Here is a 15,524-nt window from a genome sequence, read left to right on the forward strand (position 1 = left end):
CGCGGCCGCCGGAGGGGTGGGCGGCGCCGAGCGGGCACGCCGGACGGGCGTCCGCCGCCGACCTGCGGGGAGGCCGTCCCGCGAGGGGACGGCCCCCGCTCCTACGCCTCGGCCGGCTCGGGGACGACGGCGCAGGTGCCCGCCGGGTAGAAGACGCCGGTGTGCCCGTCGGCGTCCCACTGGACGACGTACGGCGGCGCCCCGCCCTGTCCGCGGACCTCGAGCACCCGTCCGGTGCGGTCCGGCTCCCCCTGGTGGGTCGAGCGGACGACGATCCTGTCCCCCACGCGCGCTTCCACGGCGACCTCCCGGCGGTGGCTGGCCCTGTTCACAGCTCGTCCTGGCGGACCCAGCCTCCCGCTGCCGCCGGGACGGGACAAGGCCCTCAGGCCGCCCCGTCGAGCACCTCGCGCAGCCGGGCCGCGAACGCCGCGGGCTCCCCGGTCTGGCCGTACTCACCGCCGAGGAAGCCGGCGTGCCCGCCGGGGAAGACGACCGGGGCGGTCCCCAGCGCCTCGGCGACGCCCACGCCGCCGCGGTGCGCGAGCTCTCCCTCGGACCCGGCGCCGACGGCGACCACGACCCGGGTGGGCGCGGCCCGCAGCGCCGCGACGTCGTGCTCGTGGTGGGTGCACGAGACGAGGTTCTGCCCGAGCAGGACGTCGTCGCGCGAGCCGTCGTCCTCGGTGGGCAGGCCGAACAGGGCGGGGTCGGGTGCGGGACCGGCGAGGTCGGGCGTCACCGGGCCGCGGTGGGCGACCAGCCGGATAAAGGCCGCCATGCCGGCGCCGAAGCCGGACCGCCGGTAGGCCTCCCCCACGGCGTGGGTGGCGGCCGAGGCCTCCGCGGCGTCGGGCACGTACCGCACCGACGGCGGCTCGTGCGCGACCAGCGTGCGCACCTGCCCGGGGTGGCGGGCGACGAGGGTCAGCGCGTTGACCGCGCCGCCGCTGCTGGCGAAGACGTCGACCGGACCGCCGCCGACCGCGGCGACGACGCGGGACAGGTCGTCGGCGTGCTCCTCGGGCGTGCTCGTCGCGGCGCCGTCGGTGCGGCGGCTGCGCTCGGAGCCGCGCGGGTCGTAGGTGACCACCGTGCGGTCGGCGAAGTACCCGGCCAGCGTGCCGAAGCCGGCCGCGGCCATGGGCGAGCCGACCAGCAGCAGCACCGGCGCGCCGGCCGGGCCGGGGCGGACGTCGTAGGCGAGGACGGCGCCGGGCACCTCGAGGGTGCGGGTCTCGAGCGCGGGGGCGGTGCTGGTCATCTGGGGCCTCCCGGGAGCGGTGGTGTCGAGAGGTGGACCGTCGCGGCGGACGGAAGTCATCGGCGCGCCGCCCCCCGGCGATGCGTACGGGCGTCCGCATGGATGTGTACGCTCGTCCGCATGACCTCGCTGCCCGCCCCGGACGACGGCCGGACCATGCGCGAGCGGATGCTCGCCGGCGACCTCTACGTCGCCGACGACCCCGAGATCGGCGAGGAGAGCGCCACCGCCCTGGACCTGGTGGCCGCCTACAACGCCACCTCGGTCCGCCAGCGGCCGCTGCGCCGGGAGCTGCTCGGGCGGCTGCTCGGCTCGGTCGGCGAGGGCACCGAGATCCGCCCGCCGCTGTACGTCGACTACGGCAGCCGGATCCGCGTCGGCGCCCGCTGCTTCGCCAACGTCGGCCTGGTCGCCCTCGACGTCGCGGCGATCACCATCGGCGACGACGTGCAGATCGGGCCGAACGTCCAGCTGCTCACCCCCACCCACCCGGTGGAGCCCGGGCCCCGGCGGGACAAGTGGGAGGCCGCGCGGCCGATCACCATCGGCGACAACGTGTGGCTCGGCGGCGGGGTGATCGTGCTGCCCGGCGTCAGCATCGGCGCGGACACCGTCGTCGGCGCCGGGTCGGTCGTGACGCGGGACCTGCCGGCCGGCGTGGTCGCCGTCGGCAACCCGGCCCGGGTGGTCCGCGAGCTGGACCGGGGGTGAGCACCCCCGTCCGGCGGCCGCGGCGGCACGACCCCGGCCGCCGCGACCGGCTGGTGGCCACGGCGCTGGACGTCATCGCCGACGCCGGCGTCACCGGCGCCACGCACCGGGCCATCGCCCGCGCCGCCGACGTGCCCCTGGGGTCGATGACCTACCACTTCGCGAGCCTGGACGAGCTGCACGCCGCGGCGTTCACCCGGCACGTCGAGGAGGTGGCCGCCCGGTTCGACGCGCGCATGTGCGCCGCTCCCGACCGGGCCGCCGCCCTGGACGCGCTGGTCGAGCACCTCACCGGCGACCTGCTCGGCTCCGGCCGGGACCTCGTGCTCGCCGTCGAGCTCTACGTCGCCGCCGCCCGCCGGCCGGCGCTGCGCGCGGTCACCCAGGACTGGATGCAGCGCAGCCGGGCGAGCCTGGAGCGCCACTTCGACCCGGTGACCGCCCGCGAGCTCGACGCCCTGGTCGAGGGGCTGGTGCTGCACAGCGCCCTGTCCACCGACCCGATGGACCGCGCCCAGATCCGTGCCGCCATCCTCCGCTTCGCCGCCTGACCCGCCCCCGACCCCTGACCACCCGCCCTGACCGCCCGCCCCTCCAGACAGGACACCCGTGTCGGACACCCTCCCGGTTCCCGCCCCGCCCCGGCTGCGCGCCGCCCGCGCCGCCGTCGCCGCCTGCTTCTTCGTCAACGCGGTGCTCTTCGCCGACCTCGTGCCCCGGCTGCCCGAGGTCAAGGACCGGCTGGGCGTCTCCAACGCCGAGCTCGGCGCGGCGCTGGCCGCCCTGCCGCTCGGCGCGCTGGTGTCCGCGCTGGCCTCGGCCGCGCTCATGCGCCGGTTCGGCTCGGCGCGGGTGGCCTCCTGGGGCCTGGTGGCGCTGGCCGCCGCCGTCTGGGGGGCCGCCGTCGCGCCCTCGTGGTGGCTGTTCGCCGGGGCGCTGTTCGTCGCCGGCGCGCTGGACGCGGTCGTCGACGTCGCCCAGAACGCGCACGGCCTGCGGGTGCAGCGGGCCTACGACCGGTCGATCCTCAACTCCTTCCACGGCCTCTGGAGCATCGGCGCGGTGGCGGGCGGGCTGCTGGGCTCCGCCGCGGCGGGCCTGCGCGTCCCGCTCGGGGTGCACCTGGGCGTGGTCGCGGCCGTCTTCGCCGTCGTCGCGCTGGTGGCGCACCGGTCGATGCTGCCCGGTCCCGACCAGGAGGAGGTGCCCGGCGACGCCGTGCCCGCGGGCGGGCGGGGGACGCTGCGGGCGGTCGCGCTGCCGCTGGCCGCGCTCGGCGTGCTCGCCGCGTGCGGGGCGTTCGTCGAGGACGCCGGCTCCTCGTGGAGCGCGCTGTGGCTGCGCACCGAGGTGGGGACGGGCGCGGCGGCCGCGGGGCTGGGGTTCGTCGCGCTGTCGCTGGCGATGACAGTCGGCCGGCTGACCGGTGACCGCGTCGTCGACCGGTTCGGGCAGCGCCGGGTGGCCCGTGTCGGCGGCGCGATGGTGGCCGCCGGCATGGGGCTGGCGCTGGCGGTGCCGTCGCTGGCCACGACGCTGGCCGGGTTCGCCCTGGCCGGGCTGGGCGTCGCGACGCTGGTCCCCGCCGTCTACGCCGCGGCCGACGACCTCCCGGGGCTGCGGCACGGCGTGGGGCTCACGCTGGTCAACTGGCTGCTGCGGATCGGCTTCCTGGTGTCCCCGCCGCTGGTGGGCGCGCTCGCCGACGCGACCAGCCTGCGGGTCGGGCTCCTGACCGCCGTCGTCGCCGGGGTGGCCACGGTGCTGTGCGGCCGGGTGCTGAAGGCGTCGGTGAGCCGCACGACCTGAGGGCGCGGCATCCGGTGGTGCACCACCGGGGTCCCGGCGGCCGGGCCAGGGAGCGGAGCTCGGAACCTGGCCCGGTGCCCCGGCGAGGAGTCCCCCTCTACTCGGCCGGGGCGGAGCACGTGCACCCAGGGTGCACGCCCGGTGCACGGTCCGCATCCCGGGCTGTCGGTACCGGGGGTCAGGATCGGCCGGTGACCGCCTTCTTCCTCCCCCGCGCCACCGACGACGACCAGGCCGAGCGGCTCTACGAGGCCCTCGCCGAGTTCGCCGGCTGCGAGCCCGCGCCGCCGGGCGCGCGGGTGCGCTCGGTCGCCTTCGACCAGGACGGCGCCCGGTGGGTGGCCGAGGTGGGCCGCGAGCTGCGCGGGCGGCGGACGACGCGGCTGCTGCGCCGCGGCGAGCTGCTCGAGCACACCGAGGAGCTCACCGACCCCGCCCGCGTGCTCGCCGTCTACCCGGGGACGCCGTACCACGTGGTCACCGACGCCCAGCCGATCACCGGCACCGCCTCGGGGTGGGCCAACCCGTTCCCGGTCACGCCCGGCGAGGTGGTCCTGTTCGACCCTCGCTGAGCCGGGCGGCCACCGGGGTGCCGCGCTCACGACAAGATGTCGCTATGTCCTGACAAAGCCTTGACGCCGGAAGGTGTCGCGGCGCACAGTCGGGTCCCACGGGGCACGACGCACAGGACGGAGCGGACCGTGGACGACACCCCCGACGCAGTCGCCCCCGACGTCGTGGTGATGGGGCGCAGCGGCGTCGACGTCTACCCCCTGCAGATCGGCGTGGGGCTCGAGGACGTCGAGTCCTTCGGCAAGTACCTCGGCGGCAGCGCGGCCAACGTCGCCGTCGCCGCGGCCCGCCTCGGGCACTCCCCCGCGCTGGTCAGCGGTGTCGGCGACGACCCGTTCGGCCGCTTCGTGCGCCGGGCGCTGCGCGAGCTCGGGGTCGACGACCGGTTCGTCGTCGTCGACCCCCACCACGCCACGCCGGTCACCTTCTGCGAGGTCTTCCCGCCCGACCACTTCCCGATCTACTTCTACCGCCGCCCGACCGCGCCGGACCTGCAGATCCGGCCGGAGGACCTCGACCTCGACGCGGTCCGCGGCGCGCGGCTGCTGTGGGCGACGGTCACCGGCCTGTCCGAGGAGCCGAGCCGCTCGGCCCACCACGCCGCCTGGGCGGCCCGCGGGCGCCGCCGGCACACCGTCCTCGACCTCGACTACCGGGCGGTGTTCTGGCCCTCCCGGGAGGCGGCCGCCGAGCAGGTCCGCGCCGCGCTCCCCTCGGTCACCGTGGCGGTCGGCAACCGCGAGGAGTGCGAGGTCGCCGTCGGTGAGAGCGACCCGGACCGGGCCGCCGACGCGCTGCTGGACGCCGGCGTCGAGCTGGCGGTCGTCAAGCAGGGCCCGGAGGGGGTCCTCGGCGCGACCCGCGACGAGCGGGTCGTCGTCCCGCCGACCCCGGTCGAGGTCGTCAACGGCCTCGGCGCCGGGGACGCCTTCGGCGGCTCGCTGATCCACGGGCTGCTCACCGGCCTGCCGCTGGAGCAGCTGCTGCGCGAGGCCAACGCCGCCGGCGCGATCGTCGCCTCCCGGCTGGAGTGCTCGACCGCGATGCCCACCGCGGCGGAGGTGGCCGCCCACGTCGCCGCCGCCCGCCCGGCCGTCCCCACCCCCCGCCTGGAGGGCACCCGTGTCTGACACCGCCGTGCACCTGCCCGCCGTCGGGACCGCGCCGGTGTGCGCCACCTACGCCGAGGTCACCGAGCTGCGCAGCCGCTCCCCGCAGGCGGTCGCGCAGGCCCTGGCCACCCGCCGCCGGCGACCGGCCTTCCTCCCCGACGACGGCCGGCTGATGCTGATCGCCGCCGACCACCCCGCCCGCGGCGCGCTGTCGGCGCAGGGCCGGCCCACCGCGATGCACAGCCGCACGGAGATGCTCGACCGGCTGCGCGCCGCGCTCGCCCGACCCGGGGTCGACGGGCTGCTGGCCACCGCCGACGTCGCCGAGGACCTGCTGCTGCTCGGCGCGCTGGAGGACAAGGTGGTCGTCGCCTCGATGAACCGCGGCGGCCTGGCCGGCTCGGTGTTCGAGATCGACGACCGGATGACCGGCTACGACGTGCAGGGCGTGGTCGACGCCCGGTTCGACGCGGCCAAGATGCTCAACCGCGTCGACCTCGACGACCCCGCCACGGTCGTCTCGCTGGAGACCGCCGGCCGCGCGGTCACCGCGCTGGCCCGCGCCGGGCTGGTCGCGATCCTGGAGCCGTTCCTGTCCCGGCGGGTCGACGGGCGGGTGGTCAACGACCTGTCCCCCGACGCGGTGATCAAGAGCGTGCACGTCGTGCAGGGCCTGGGCGCCACCTCCGCCTACACCTGGCTGAAGCTGCCGGTGGTCGCGGAGATGGAGCGGGTGTCGGACGCGACCACGCTGCCCACGCTGCTGCTCGGCGGGGACCCCTCGCGCCGGCCGGAGGAGACCTACGCGCAGTGGCGCGACGCGCTCGCGCTGCCGCCGGTGCGCGGCCTGGTGGTCGGCCGCACGCTGCTCTACCCGCCCGACGACGACGTGGAGGCCGCGGTGGACACCGCCGTCGCCCTCGTCCACGGAGGGAGCCGGCCGTGACCGCCACCGCCCCGCGCACCACCGCCCCGAGCACCACCGGCTCGCGGACCACCGCCCCCGGCTCCACCGCCCCCGGCTCCCGCTCCCTGCACCTGCCCGCCGGGTCCGCCGCCGCCGGCCGGTACGCGCTGGAGGTCACGCCAGAGTCGGCCGGCTGGGGCCACACCGGGCTCCGCGTCCTCGAGCTGCCCGCCGGCGGCCGGCACGTCCTGGACACCGGGCCCGACGAGGTCGTCGTCGTCCCGCTGGAGGGCGGGGTCACCGTCGCCTGCGACGGGGAGGTGCTCCCCCTGGCCGGCCGCAGCTGCGTCTTCGCCGGGCCGACGGACTTCGCCTACCTCCCGCTGGGGGCCACCGCCGAGCTGACCAGCCGCAACGGCGGCCGGTTCGCCCTGTGCAGCGCCCGCGCGCGGCGCCGGTACCCCGTCCGCTACGGCCCGGCCGCCGCGGTGCCGGTCGAGCTGCGCGGCGCCGGCCGGAGCAGCCGGCAGGTGCACAACTTCGCCACCGCCGACGTCCTCGAGGCCGACTCGGTCATCGCCTGCGAGGTGCTCACCCCCGGCGGCAACTGGTCGAGCTGGCCGCCGCACAAGCACGACGAGACCTCCGCGGTGGAGACCGAGCTCGAGGAGGTCTACTACTTCGAGGTCGCCACCGGCCCCCAGGGCCAGCCCGGCCTGGCCTACCACCGCGTGTACGGCACCCCCGAGCGGCCGGTCGACGTGCTCGCCGAGGTCCGCGACCGCGACGTCGTCCTGGTGCCGCACGGCTGGCACGGACCCTCGATCGCCGCGCCCGGCCACGACCTCTACTACCTCAACGTCATGGCCGGCCCCGGCCCCGAGCGGGCGTGGCGGATCGTCGACGACCCCGCGCACGCCTGGGTCCGCGGCACGTGGGCCGACGAGGACGTCGACCCCCGGCTGCCGCTGCCCACCCACCGCCCCGACCCGGAGGGAGCGTCCCCCTCGTGAGCCAGACCCCGCCGCAGGCCCGTCCCGGGACCGCCCGGATGACCGTCGCCCAGGCCGTGGTGCGCTTCCTCGCCCAGCAGTCCACCGAGCGCGACGGGCACCGGCAGCGGCTGTTCGCCGGCTGCCTGGGCATCTTCGGCCACGGCAACGTCGCCGGCCTCGGCCAGGCGCTGCTGCAGGCCGAGCTGGAGTCCCCGCGGGCGCTGCCCTACGTGCTCGGCCGGAACGAGCAGGCGATGGTGCACACCGCCGTCGGCTACGCGCGCGCGAAGGACCGGCTGCAGACCTGGGCGGTGACCACCAGCATCGGGCCCGGGGCGACCAACCTGGTCACCGGCGCGGCGCTGGCCACGGTCAACCGGCTGCCGGTGCTGCTGCTGCCCGCCGACACCTTCGCCACCCGCGCCGCCGGCGCGCTGCTGCAGGAGCTCGAGCGCCCCGACAGCGGCGACGTCTCGGTCAACGACGCCCTCCGCCCCGTGTCGCGGTGGTTCGACCGGGTGGAGCGGCCCGAGCAGCTGCCCGCCGCGCTGCTCGGTGCGATGCGGGTGCTCACCGACCCCGCCGAGACCGGCGCGGCCACCGTCTGCCTCCCGCAGGACGTGCAGGCCGAGGCGTTCGACTGGCCGGTGGAGCTGTTCGCCCCGCGCACCTGGCACGTCGGGCGCCCGCAGCCCGAGCCGGCCGCCCTGCAGCGCGCCGTCGAGGTGGTCCGGACGGCCCGCCGGCCGCTGCTCGTCGCCGGGGGCGGCGTCGTCTACTCCTCCGCCACCGCGGCGCTGGACGCGTTCGCCACGGCCACCGGCATCCCGGTCGCGCAGACCCAGGCCGGCAAGGGCGCGCTGCCCTTCGACCACCCCCGGTCGGTCGGCGCGATCGGCTCCACCGGCACCACGGCGGCCAACGCGCTGGCCCGCGAGGCCGACGTCGTCATCGGGGTCGGCACCCGCTGGCAGGACTTCACCACCGCCTCGCGCACCGCCTTCGCCGACCCGGGCGTGCGGTTCGTCAACGTCAACGTCGCGGCGGTGGACGCCGCCAAGCACGCCGGCGTGACGGTGCAGGCCGACGCCCGCGAGGCGCTCACCGCGCTGACCGGGGCGCTGGCCGGCTGGTCGGTCGACGACGCGTACCGCGCCCGCACCGCCGAGCTCGCCGCCGCGTGGGAGGCCACGGTCGAGGCCGCCTACCACCCGGCCGCACCCGGCAGCGGGGGCCGGCTCACCCAGAACGAGGTCATCGGGCTGGTCAACGAGGTGTCCGCGCCGCGCGACGTGGTGGTGTGCGCGGCCGGGTCGATGCCCGGGGACCTGCACAAGATGTGGCGGGTCCGGGACCCCAAGGGCTACCACGTCGAGTACGGCTACTCGTGCATGGGCTACGAGATCCCCGGCGGCATCGGCGTCCGCATGGCCAGCCCGGACCGTGACGTGTTCGTCATGATCGGCGACGGCTCCTACCTGATGATGCCGACCGAGCTGGTCACCGCCGTCCAGGAGGGCGTGAAGGTGGTCGTCGTCCTGGTGCAGAACCACGGCTTCGCCTCGATCGGCGCGCTCTCGGAGTCCCTCGGGTCGCAGCGGTTCGGCACCCGCTACCGGTACCGGTCGGGCTCCGGCCGGCTCGACGGGGACGTGCTGCCGGTCGACCTGGCCGCCAACGCCGCCAGCCTCGGCGTCGACGTCCTCTCCGCCCAGGACGGACCGAGCCTGGAGGCCGCCCTCCGCAAGGCCAAGGCGAGCGACCGGACGACGGTCGTGCACGTCGAGACCGACCCGCTCGTCGACGCGCCCTCCAGCGAGTCGTGGTGGGACGTGCCGGTCAGCGAGGTCTCCACGCTCGAGAGCACCCGGCGCGCCCGCGCCGTCTACGCCGAGGAGAAGGCGCGCCAGCGCCCGTACCTCACTCCTGCCCAGCCCTGATCCAGCCAGGAGGAGCACCCATGACAGAGCAGCACGGCCGCGCGCGGATCCGGGTGGGCTCGGCTCCCGACTCGTGGGGCGTCTGGTTCCCCGACGACCCGGAACAGGTGCCGTGGCAGCGCTTCCTCGACGAGGTCAGCGCCTGCGGCTACGAGTGGATCGAGCTGGGTCCCTACGGCTACCTGCCCACCGACCCGGCGCGGCTCTCCGACGAGCTCTCCGCGCGGGGCCTGCAGGTGTCCGCCGGCACCGTCTTCGAGCACCTGCACCGGCCCGACTCCTGGGACGCGGTGTGGAGCCAGGTCAAGGACGTCGCCGCGCTGACCCGGGCCACCGGAGGCACCCACGTGGTGGTCATCCCCGACACCTTCCGCGACCAGAAGACCGGCGCCGACGTCGAGCCGCGCGAGCTCACCCCCGAGGCGTGGCGGGCGAAGACCAGCGGGGTGGACCGGCTGGCCCGCGCGATCCGGGAGGAGTACGGGCTCACGATCGCCTACCACCCCCACGCCGAGAGCCACGTCGGCTGGCAGCGCGACATCGAGCGGTTCCTCGCCGACACCGATCCCGGGTACGTGCCGCTGTGCCTGGACACCGGGCACGTCAGCTACTACCGCGGCGACAACCTCGACCTGATCCACCGCTACCCGGAGCGGATCGGCTACCTGCACCTCAAGCAGGTCGACCCGCAGGTGATCGACGAGGTGCTGGAGAAGGACGTGACCTGGCCGGACGCGGTCAGGATGGACGCCTTCGTGGAACCGCCCCACGGCGTGCCCGCCTACCCGCCGCTGTTCGAGGCGATCGAGGAGCTCGGCCTGGACGTCTTCGCGATCGTCGAGCAGGACATGTACCCCTGCCCGCCCGACCGGCCCCTCCCCATCGCCCGGCGCACCCACCGGCACATCGCCGGCTGCCGGCTGCCGTCGCTGCAGATCGGCGCCCCGAGGACCCCCGCACCCGGATCGGAGGCCCGGGCGTGACCACCACGGAGACGCAGGCCGGTGTCCTCCCGGCGATGGCCGACGTCCCGGCACACGGGCTCCGGGTCGCCGTGCTCGGGGTCGGCATGATGGGCGCCGACCACGTCGCCCGCCTCCACAGCCGCATCTCCGGCGCGGAGGTGGTCACGGTCAGCGACGCCTCCGCCGAGAAGGCCGAGCAGGTGGCCGCCGGCGTGCCCCGCTGCCGGGTGGTCGGCGACCCGCTCGCCGCGATCGCCGACGACGGCGTCGACGCCGTCCTCGTCGCCACCCCCGGGCAGTTCCACGAGGAGCAGGTGCTCGCCTGCATCGAGCACGGCAAGCCGGTGCTGTGCGAGAAGCCGCTCACGATGGACGCCGACAGCTCCATCGCCGTCGTGCGCGCGGAGGACGCGTACACCGCCCGCACGGGCCGGCGGCTGGTGCAGGTCGGCTTCATGCGCCGTTTCGACCCCGAGTACGCCCAGCTCCGGGCGTTGGTCGCCGAGGGCGGGCTGGGCGAGCCGCTGATCGTGCACTGCGCCCACCGCAACGCCGCGGTCCCGCCGCACTTCACCAGCGAGATGATGGTCAACGACTCGGTGGTCCACGAGGTCGACGTCGCCCGGTTCCTCCTGGACGAGGAGATCGCCGCGGTCACCGTGCTGCGGCCGCGGGCGACCCGGCACGCGGTCGCGGGCCAGTCCGACCCGCTGCTGGTCCTGTTCGAGACCACCGGCGGCCGGCTGGTCGACGTCGAGGTCTTCGTCAGCACGGGGGTGGGCTACGAGGTCCGCACCGAGGTGGTCGGCGAGGACGGCAGCGCCGTGATCGGCCTCGACGCCGGGCTGCTGCGCACGTCCGGCGGGGCGGCGGGCCCGTCCCGGTCGGCCGGCATCGCGCCGGACTTCCGCGTGCGCTTCGGCCGGGCCTACGACGTCGAGCTGCAGCGGTGGGCCGACGCCGCCCGCCGCGGCGGGATCGACGGCCCCGGCGCGTGGGACGGCTACGCGGCCCAGGCGGTGTGCGCGGCCGGCGTCGAGGCGCTGCGCACCGGACGGCGCACCGAGGTCCGGCTGGAGCAGCGGTGAGGATCGCCCTGGACCCGCAGATGCTGCGGACCACGCCGCTGCTGGAGCTGCCCGACGTCGTCGCCGCGATGGGCTACGAGTGGATCGAGCTGTCCCCGCGGGAGGACTTCGTCCCGTTCTTCAAGCACCCCCGCGTGGACCTGGCCACCGTCCGCGCGTTCCGGTCGCGGCTCGCCGACGCCGGCGTCGGCGTCACCTCGGTGCTGCCGGTCATGCGCTGGTCCGGGCCCGGCGAGGACGAGCGGCAGGCGGCGGTGCGCTACTGGAGGCGGGCGATCGAGATCACCGTCGAGCTCGGCGTGGACACAGTGAACTCGGAGTTCAACGGCCGCCCCGAGGCGCCGGAGCTCGCCGAGGCGATGTTCTGGCGGTCGATGGAGGAGCTGCTGCCCGTCCTCGAGCGGGAGGGACTCCGGCTGGCCCTCGAGCCGCACCCGGACGACTTCATCGAGCTCGGCCACCCCGCGGTCGACATGGTCCGCGGCATCGACTCGCCGTGCGTGTCGTTCCTCTACTGCACGCCGCACACCTTCCACCAGGGCGACGACGCCGCCGGGATCATCGCGCACGCCGGCGACCTGCTCACCCACGTGCACGTCGCCGACTCGATGGACCACCGCGCCTCCGACGGGCTGCGCTACATCACCAACCCGCCCGGTAACACCACCCGCGTCCACCAGCACATGGAGATCGGCCGTGGCGACGTCGACTTCGACGAGGCCTTCGCCGCGCTGGCCGGCACCGGCTTCGACGGGGTCCTCACCACCTGCGTGTTCGGCTGGGACGACCAGGCCCGCGAGTCCGGGACGCGCATGCTCGAGGCCATCCGCGAGCTGGTCGCCAAGCACTTCCCCGACGACGCCGGCCGCGGCGCCGCCCGACCCGACACCGGCGCGTCGGGACGGCCGAACTTCCCGCAGACACCGCTCCCCGACGACACCGCTCCGTGACACCCACCCCGGGAGTAGCAGCCATGCCCACCTCCATCCCCCACTGGATCGACGGCGCCCGCCGCGAGGGCGCCAGCGGCCGCACCGCAGAGGTGACCGACTCGGCGACCGGTGAGGTCCTCGGCGAGGTCGCCCTGGCCTCGACCGAGGAGGTCGACGCGGCCGTCGCCGCGGCGACCGCGGCCTTCCCCGCCTGGCGCGACACCTCGCTGGCCAGGCGCACCGCGGTCCTGTTCCGCTTCCGCGAGCTGCTCAACGCCCGCAAGCCCGAGCTGGCCGCGATCATCACCGCCGAGCACGGCAAGGTGCTCGACGACGCGCTCGGCGAGGTCTCCCGCGGCCAGGAGGTCGTGGAGTACGCCTGCGGCGTGCCCTCGCTCGTGCGCGGCGGGTTCACCGAGAACGCCTCGACCAACGTCGACGTCCACTCCGTCCGCCAGCCGCTCGGCCCGGTGGCGGTCATCAGCCCGTTCAACTTCCCGGCGATGGTCCCGATGTGGTTCTTCCCCATCGCGATCGCCACCGGCAACACCGTCGTCCTCAAGCCCAGCGAGCAGGACCCCTCCGCGTCGCTGTGGATGGCCGAGCTGTGGCAGGAGGCGGGGCTGCCCGACGGCGTCTTCAACGTGCTGCAGGGCGACAAGGTCGCGGTCGACCGGCTGCTCGAGCACCCCGGGATCAGGTCGGTGTCCTTCGTCGGATCCACCCCGATCGCCCGGTACGTGTACGAGACCGGCACCCGGCACGGCAAGCGGGTGCAGGCCCTGGGCGGAGCCAAGAACCACATGGTCGTCCTCCCCGACGCCGACCTGGACCTGGCCGCCGACGCCGCGGTCAACTCCGGGTTCGGCTCGGCCGGCGAGCGCTGCATGGCCATCAGCGCCGTGCTCGCCGTCGGGGGGATCGGCGACGACCTGGTCGCCCGGATCGCCGAGCGCACCCGGACGCTGCGCACCGGCGACGGGCGCAAGGGCTGCGACATGGGCCCGCTGATCAGCAAGCGGCACCGCGACCGGGTCGAGTCCTACGTCGAGGCCGGTGAGGAGGAGGGCGCGAAGCTGGTCGTCGACGGCCGGCAGGTGCAGCCCGACGGCGCCGAGGACGGCTTCTGGCTCGGCCCGACGCTGGTCGACCACGTCGAGCCGGGCATGAGCGTCTACACCGACGAGATCTTCGGCCCGGTGCTGTCGGTGCTGCGGGTGGACAGCTACGAGCACGCCGTCGAGCTGGTCAACCGCAACGAGTACGGCAACGGCACCGCGATCTTCACCAACGACGGCGGCGCCGCCCGGCGGTTCCAGCACGAGGTCGAGGTCGGGATGATCGGCATCAACGTGCCGATTCCGGTGCCGATGGCCTACTACTCCTTCGGCGGGTGGAAGAACAGCCTCTTCGGCGACTCCCACGCCCACGGCGCCGAGGGCGTGCACTTCTTCACCCGCGGCAAGGTCATCACCTCCCGCTGGCTCGACCCGAGCCACGGCGGGGTGGACCTGGGCTTCCCGCAGAACGCCTGAGCGCGCCCGGTCAGTGGTGGTGGGCGTGCCGGCCGAGGGTGTCCACGGGGGTCGCGCCGGGGCGGGTCCACTGGGGCACGGGGCGGCTGGTCGGGCCCCAGGCGGCGTTCCCGTCGGCGTCCGAGCGCCAGTACCAGCAGATCGGCGCGCCGTGCCCGCCGACCGGTGAGCCGACCTGCGGGGCCGCGGGCCAGCCCTCGGGGACGTCCTCCCACGCCTCGCGGCGGCCGTAGGACGTCATGTCGAGCAGGCCGAGAGTCCCGTCGGCCGGCTCGTTGCCCCGGCCGGTCGTGGAGTAGGTGAGGAAGACGCGGTCGCCGTCGCGCAGGTAGCAGGACAGGTGCCCCTCCTCCGTGGCGATCCGCTCCTCCGCGCCCCGCACCGAGTACCAGGGCTGGGCGTACCCCATGAACTCGACGAAGGGCGCCACCTCGTCCCAGGGGCCCGAGGTCAGGACGGCGAACGAGACGCCGCGGGCGTGGAGGTAGACGGCGTCCCGCAGGTGCCACAGGTTGAAGGTGCAGCCCTCGCACTGCCCCTGGTGCGGCGCGCCGTCGTACCACATGGAGTGGTAGACGAGGAGCTCGGCGCGGCCCTGGAACAGGTCGGGGAACGGGACCGGGCCGCCGGGTCCGACGACCTCGGCCGCGCCGTCGACCTCCACCATCGGCAGCCGGCGGCGGGCCGCGGCGATGGCGTCGCCCTCGCGGGTGTGCGCCTTCTCGCGGACCAGGAGCTCGTCCCGGGCGGCCTGCCAGGTGGCCCGGTCGACGACGGGCGGGCGGCCGGTGGGCGCGGGGGCGGGGCGGTCCGGGACGGTCGTCATGGCGTCCTCCGGGGGATCTCGTCGCCGGCGGTTCCCAGGGAGGACCCACGCCCCGGCCGGAACTCATCGCGGCGGGAGCCCCCGTCACCGACGGGCCAGGGCCACCGCGGCGGCGAGGTCGCCGCGCCACGGGTCGCCGTGGCCGGGGACGAGCAGGTCGGCCGGCAGTGCGGCGAGCGCGCCGAGGGCGTCCCGGGCGCGGTCCGGCGAGGCGGAGAAGAACCCCGGCAGCAGCTGCGGTCCGCGCACCCGCGACGTCGGGTGCCCGGTGACCAGCGCGTCGCCGGTCGCCACGACCCCGTGCCGGGGGAACAGGTAGGCGGTGTGGCCCGAGGTGTGGCCGGGCGTGGGCACGGGGACCGGCCCGCCGGGCAGGTCCAGCGGGCCGCCGCCGGGGAGCGGTCGCGCCGCGGCGACGACGGGGTGCGCGGTCGCCCCGGCCCGCACGATCGACAGCGCCCACCGGGCGACCCGCGGCCGCCAGGCCCGGACGGCGACGTCGAGCGGCGTGGCCTGCTCGCGGCGCTCCCCGCGGGCGTTCGGCAGCTCGTCCGGGTGCACGAGCACGGTGGTGCCCGGCGTGAGGGCGGACAGCCCGCCGACGTGGTCGACGTGGGCGTGCGTGACCAGGACGGCGCGCACGTCCTCCGGCCGGGAGCCCAGGGCGCGGACGGCGTCGGCGAGGCCCGCGGCGTCGCCCGGGTACCCGGCGTCGACCAGGGTCAGGTCGCGGCCGTCGCGGACCAGCACCCGGTTGACCGCGGTGCCCGGCACGCAGAAGACGTCCTCGGTGACCTCGTGCACCGGCGCTCCCTCCCTCGCCCGGACGGTAGCGCCGCGGGGCTTGCCCGGCCGCCCGGCGGGGTG

The 15,524-nt window shown here is 76.0% G+C and carries 16 protein-coding genes; 12 read left to right on the forward strand and 4 right to left on the reverse strand.

The annotated features are described in order from the left end of the window. Nucleotides 1-101 precede the first annotated feature (101 nt). Nucleotides 102-299: a DUF1918 domain-containing protein gene (locus ACI8AK_RS13135; RefSeq protein WP_387988159.1), complete on the reverse strand. Its 198-nt coding sequence runs from the start codon at nt 297-299 to the stop codon at nt 102-104. Between the two features lie 86 nt (nt 300-385). Further along, a complete protein-coding gene (locus ACI8AK_RS13140; RefSeq protein ID WP_456956574.1) occupies nt 386-1,264 on the reverse strand; it encodes an alpha/beta fold hydrolase in 879 nt (292 codons plus the stop codon). A gap of 120 nt (nt 1,265-1,384) precedes the next feature. Between ACI8AK_RS13140 and ACI8AK_RS13145 the strand changes: the two genes are divergently transcribed. The 12 genes from ACI8AK_RS13145 to ACI8AK_RS13200 all read left to right on the forward strand — a co-directional run bounded on the left by ACI8AK_RS13145 (nt 1,385) and on the right by ACI8AK_RS13200 (nt 13,831). Continuing rightward, the gene (locus ACI8AK_RS13145) at nt 1,385-1,975 is read left to right on the forward strand and encodes a sugar O-acetyltransferase (RefSeq protein WP_387988157.1); all 591 of its coding nucleotides are present in this window, start codon (nt 1,385-1,387) and stop codon (nt 1,973-1,975) included. Further along, nucleotides 1,972-2,526: a TetR/AcrR family transcriptional regulator gene (locus ACI8AK_RS13150; protein WP_387988156.1), complete on the forward strand. Its 555-nt coding sequence runs from the start codon at nt 1,972-1,974 to the stop codon at nt 2,524-2,526. Before ACI8AK_RS13145 ends, ACI8AK_RS13150 begins: the two co-directional genes overlap by 4 nt. Before the next feature lie 58 nt (nt 2,527-2,584). After that, a complete protein-coding gene (locus ACI8AK_RS13155; protein WP_456956576.1) occupies nt 2,585-3,784 on the forward strand; it encodes an MFS transporter in 1,200 nt (399 codons plus the stop codon). Nucleotides 3,785-3,975: 191 nt separating this feature from the next. Continuing rightward, entirely contained in the window at nt 3,976-4,356 is a 381-nt protein-coding gene (locus ACI8AK_RS13160) for a hypothetical protein (RefSeq protein ID WP_387988154.1), read from the forward strand. A gap of 129 nt (nt 4,357-4,485) precedes the next feature. Further along, on the forward strand, nt 4,486-5,487 hold the full coding sequence (iolC, locus tag ACI8AK_RS13165; RefSeq protein ID WP_456956578.1) for a 5-dehydro-2-deoxygluconokinase: 1,002 nt from the start codon (nt 4,486-4,488) through the stop codon (nt 5,485-5,487). Then, entirely contained in the window at nt 5,480-6,415 is a 936-nt protein-coding gene (locus tag ACI8AK_RS13170) for a class I fructose-bisphosphate aldolase (protein ID WP_456956580.1), read from the forward strand. The genes iolC and ACI8AK_RS13170 overlap by 8 nt, the downstream gene beginning before the upstream one ends. Then, nucleotides 6,412-7,389: a 5-deoxy-glucuronate isomerase gene (gene iolB, locus ACI8AK_RS13175; protein ID WP_456956582.1), complete on the forward strand. Its 978-nt coding sequence runs from the start codon at nt 6,412-6,414 to the stop codon at nt 7,387-7,389. The genes ACI8AK_RS13170 and iolB overlap by 4 nt, the downstream gene beginning before the upstream one ends. Then, complete coding sequence (gene iolD, locus ACI8AK_RS13180) at nt 7,386-9,311, forward strand: 3D-(3,5/4)-trihydroxycyclohexane-1,2-dione acylhydrolase (decyclizing) (RefSeq protein WP_387988150.1); 1,926 nt, start codon at nt 7,386-7,388, stop codon at nt 9,309-9,311. Before iolB ends, iolD begins: the two co-directional genes overlap by 4 nt. Nucleotides 9,312-9,331: 20 nt before the next feature. Further along, nucleotides 9,332-10,294: a TIM barrel protein gene (locus ACI8AK_RS13185; protein WP_387988149.1), complete on the forward strand. Its 963-nt coding sequence runs from the start codon at nt 9,332-9,334 to the stop codon at nt 10,292-10,294. Then, complete coding sequence (locus ACI8AK_RS13190) at nt 10,291-11,364, forward strand: Gfo/Idh/MocA family protein (RefSeq protein WP_387988148.1); 1,074 nt, start codon at nt 10,291-10,293, stop codon at nt 11,362-11,364. Before ACI8AK_RS13185 ends, ACI8AK_RS13190 begins: the two co-directional genes overlap by 4 nt. Beyond that, nucleotides 11,361-12,314: a sugar phosphate isomerase/epimerase family protein gene (locus ACI8AK_RS13195; RefSeq protein ID WP_456956584.1), complete on the forward strand. Its 954-nt coding sequence runs from the start codon at nt 11,361-11,363 to the stop codon at nt 12,312-12,314. Before ACI8AK_RS13190 ends, ACI8AK_RS13195 begins: the two co-directional genes overlap by 4 nt. Before the next feature lie 23 nt (nt 12,315-12,337). After that, entirely contained in the window at nt 12,338-13,831 is a 1,494-nt protein-coding gene (locus tag ACI8AK_RS13200) for a CoA-acylating methylmalonate-semialdehyde dehydrogenase (RefSeq protein WP_456956585.1), read from the forward strand. A 10-nt stretch (nt 13,832-13,841) separates the two neighbouring features. Here the strand turns inward: ACI8AK_RS13200 and ACI8AK_RS13205 are convergent, their stop codons facing one another. Both ACI8AK_RS13205 and ACI8AK_RS13210 read right to left on the reverse strand, forming a co-directional pair. Then, a complete protein-coding gene (locus tag ACI8AK_RS13205; protein WP_456956587.1) occupies nt 13,842-14,657 on the reverse strand; it encodes a DUF899 family protein in 816 nt (271 codons plus the stop codon). An 84-nt stretch (nt 14,658-14,741) separates the two neighbouring features. Continuing rightward, the gene (locus ACI8AK_RS13210; protein WP_456956588.1) at nt 14,742-15,461 is read right to left on the reverse strand and encodes an MBL fold metallo-hydrolase; all 720 of its coding nucleotides are present in this window, start codon (nt 15,459-15,461) and stop codon (nt 14,742-14,744) included. Nucleotides 15,462-15,524: the final 63 nt, after the last annotated feature.

The sequence above is a fragment of the Geodermatophilus sp. SYSU D00867 genome, assembly GCF_054050315.1.

Excerpts from the sequence above, each read along its gene's own strand:
- ACI8AK_RS13185 (WP_387988149.1), top strand. The coding sequence starts at position 9,332 with ATGACAGAGCAGCACGGCCGCGCGCGGATCCGGGTGGGCTCGGCTCCC.
- ACI8AK_RS13200 (WP_456956585.1), top strand. The coding sequence starts at position 12,338 with ATGCCCACCTCCATCCCCCACTGGATCGACGGCGCCCGCCGCGAGGGC.
- ACI8AK_RS13145 (WP_387988157.1), top strand. The coding sequence starts at position 1,385 with ATGACCTCGCTGCCCGCCCCGGACGACGGCCGGACCATGCGCGAGCGG.
- ACI8AK_RS13140 (WP_456956574.1), bottom strand. The coding sequence starts at position 1,264 with ATGACCAGCACCGCCCCCGCGCTCGAGACCCGCACCCTCGAGGTGCCC.
- ACI8AK_RS13205 (WP_456956587.1), bottom strand. The coding sequence starts at position 14,657 with ATGACGACCGTCCCGGACCGCCCCGCCCCCGCGCCCACCGGCCGCCCG.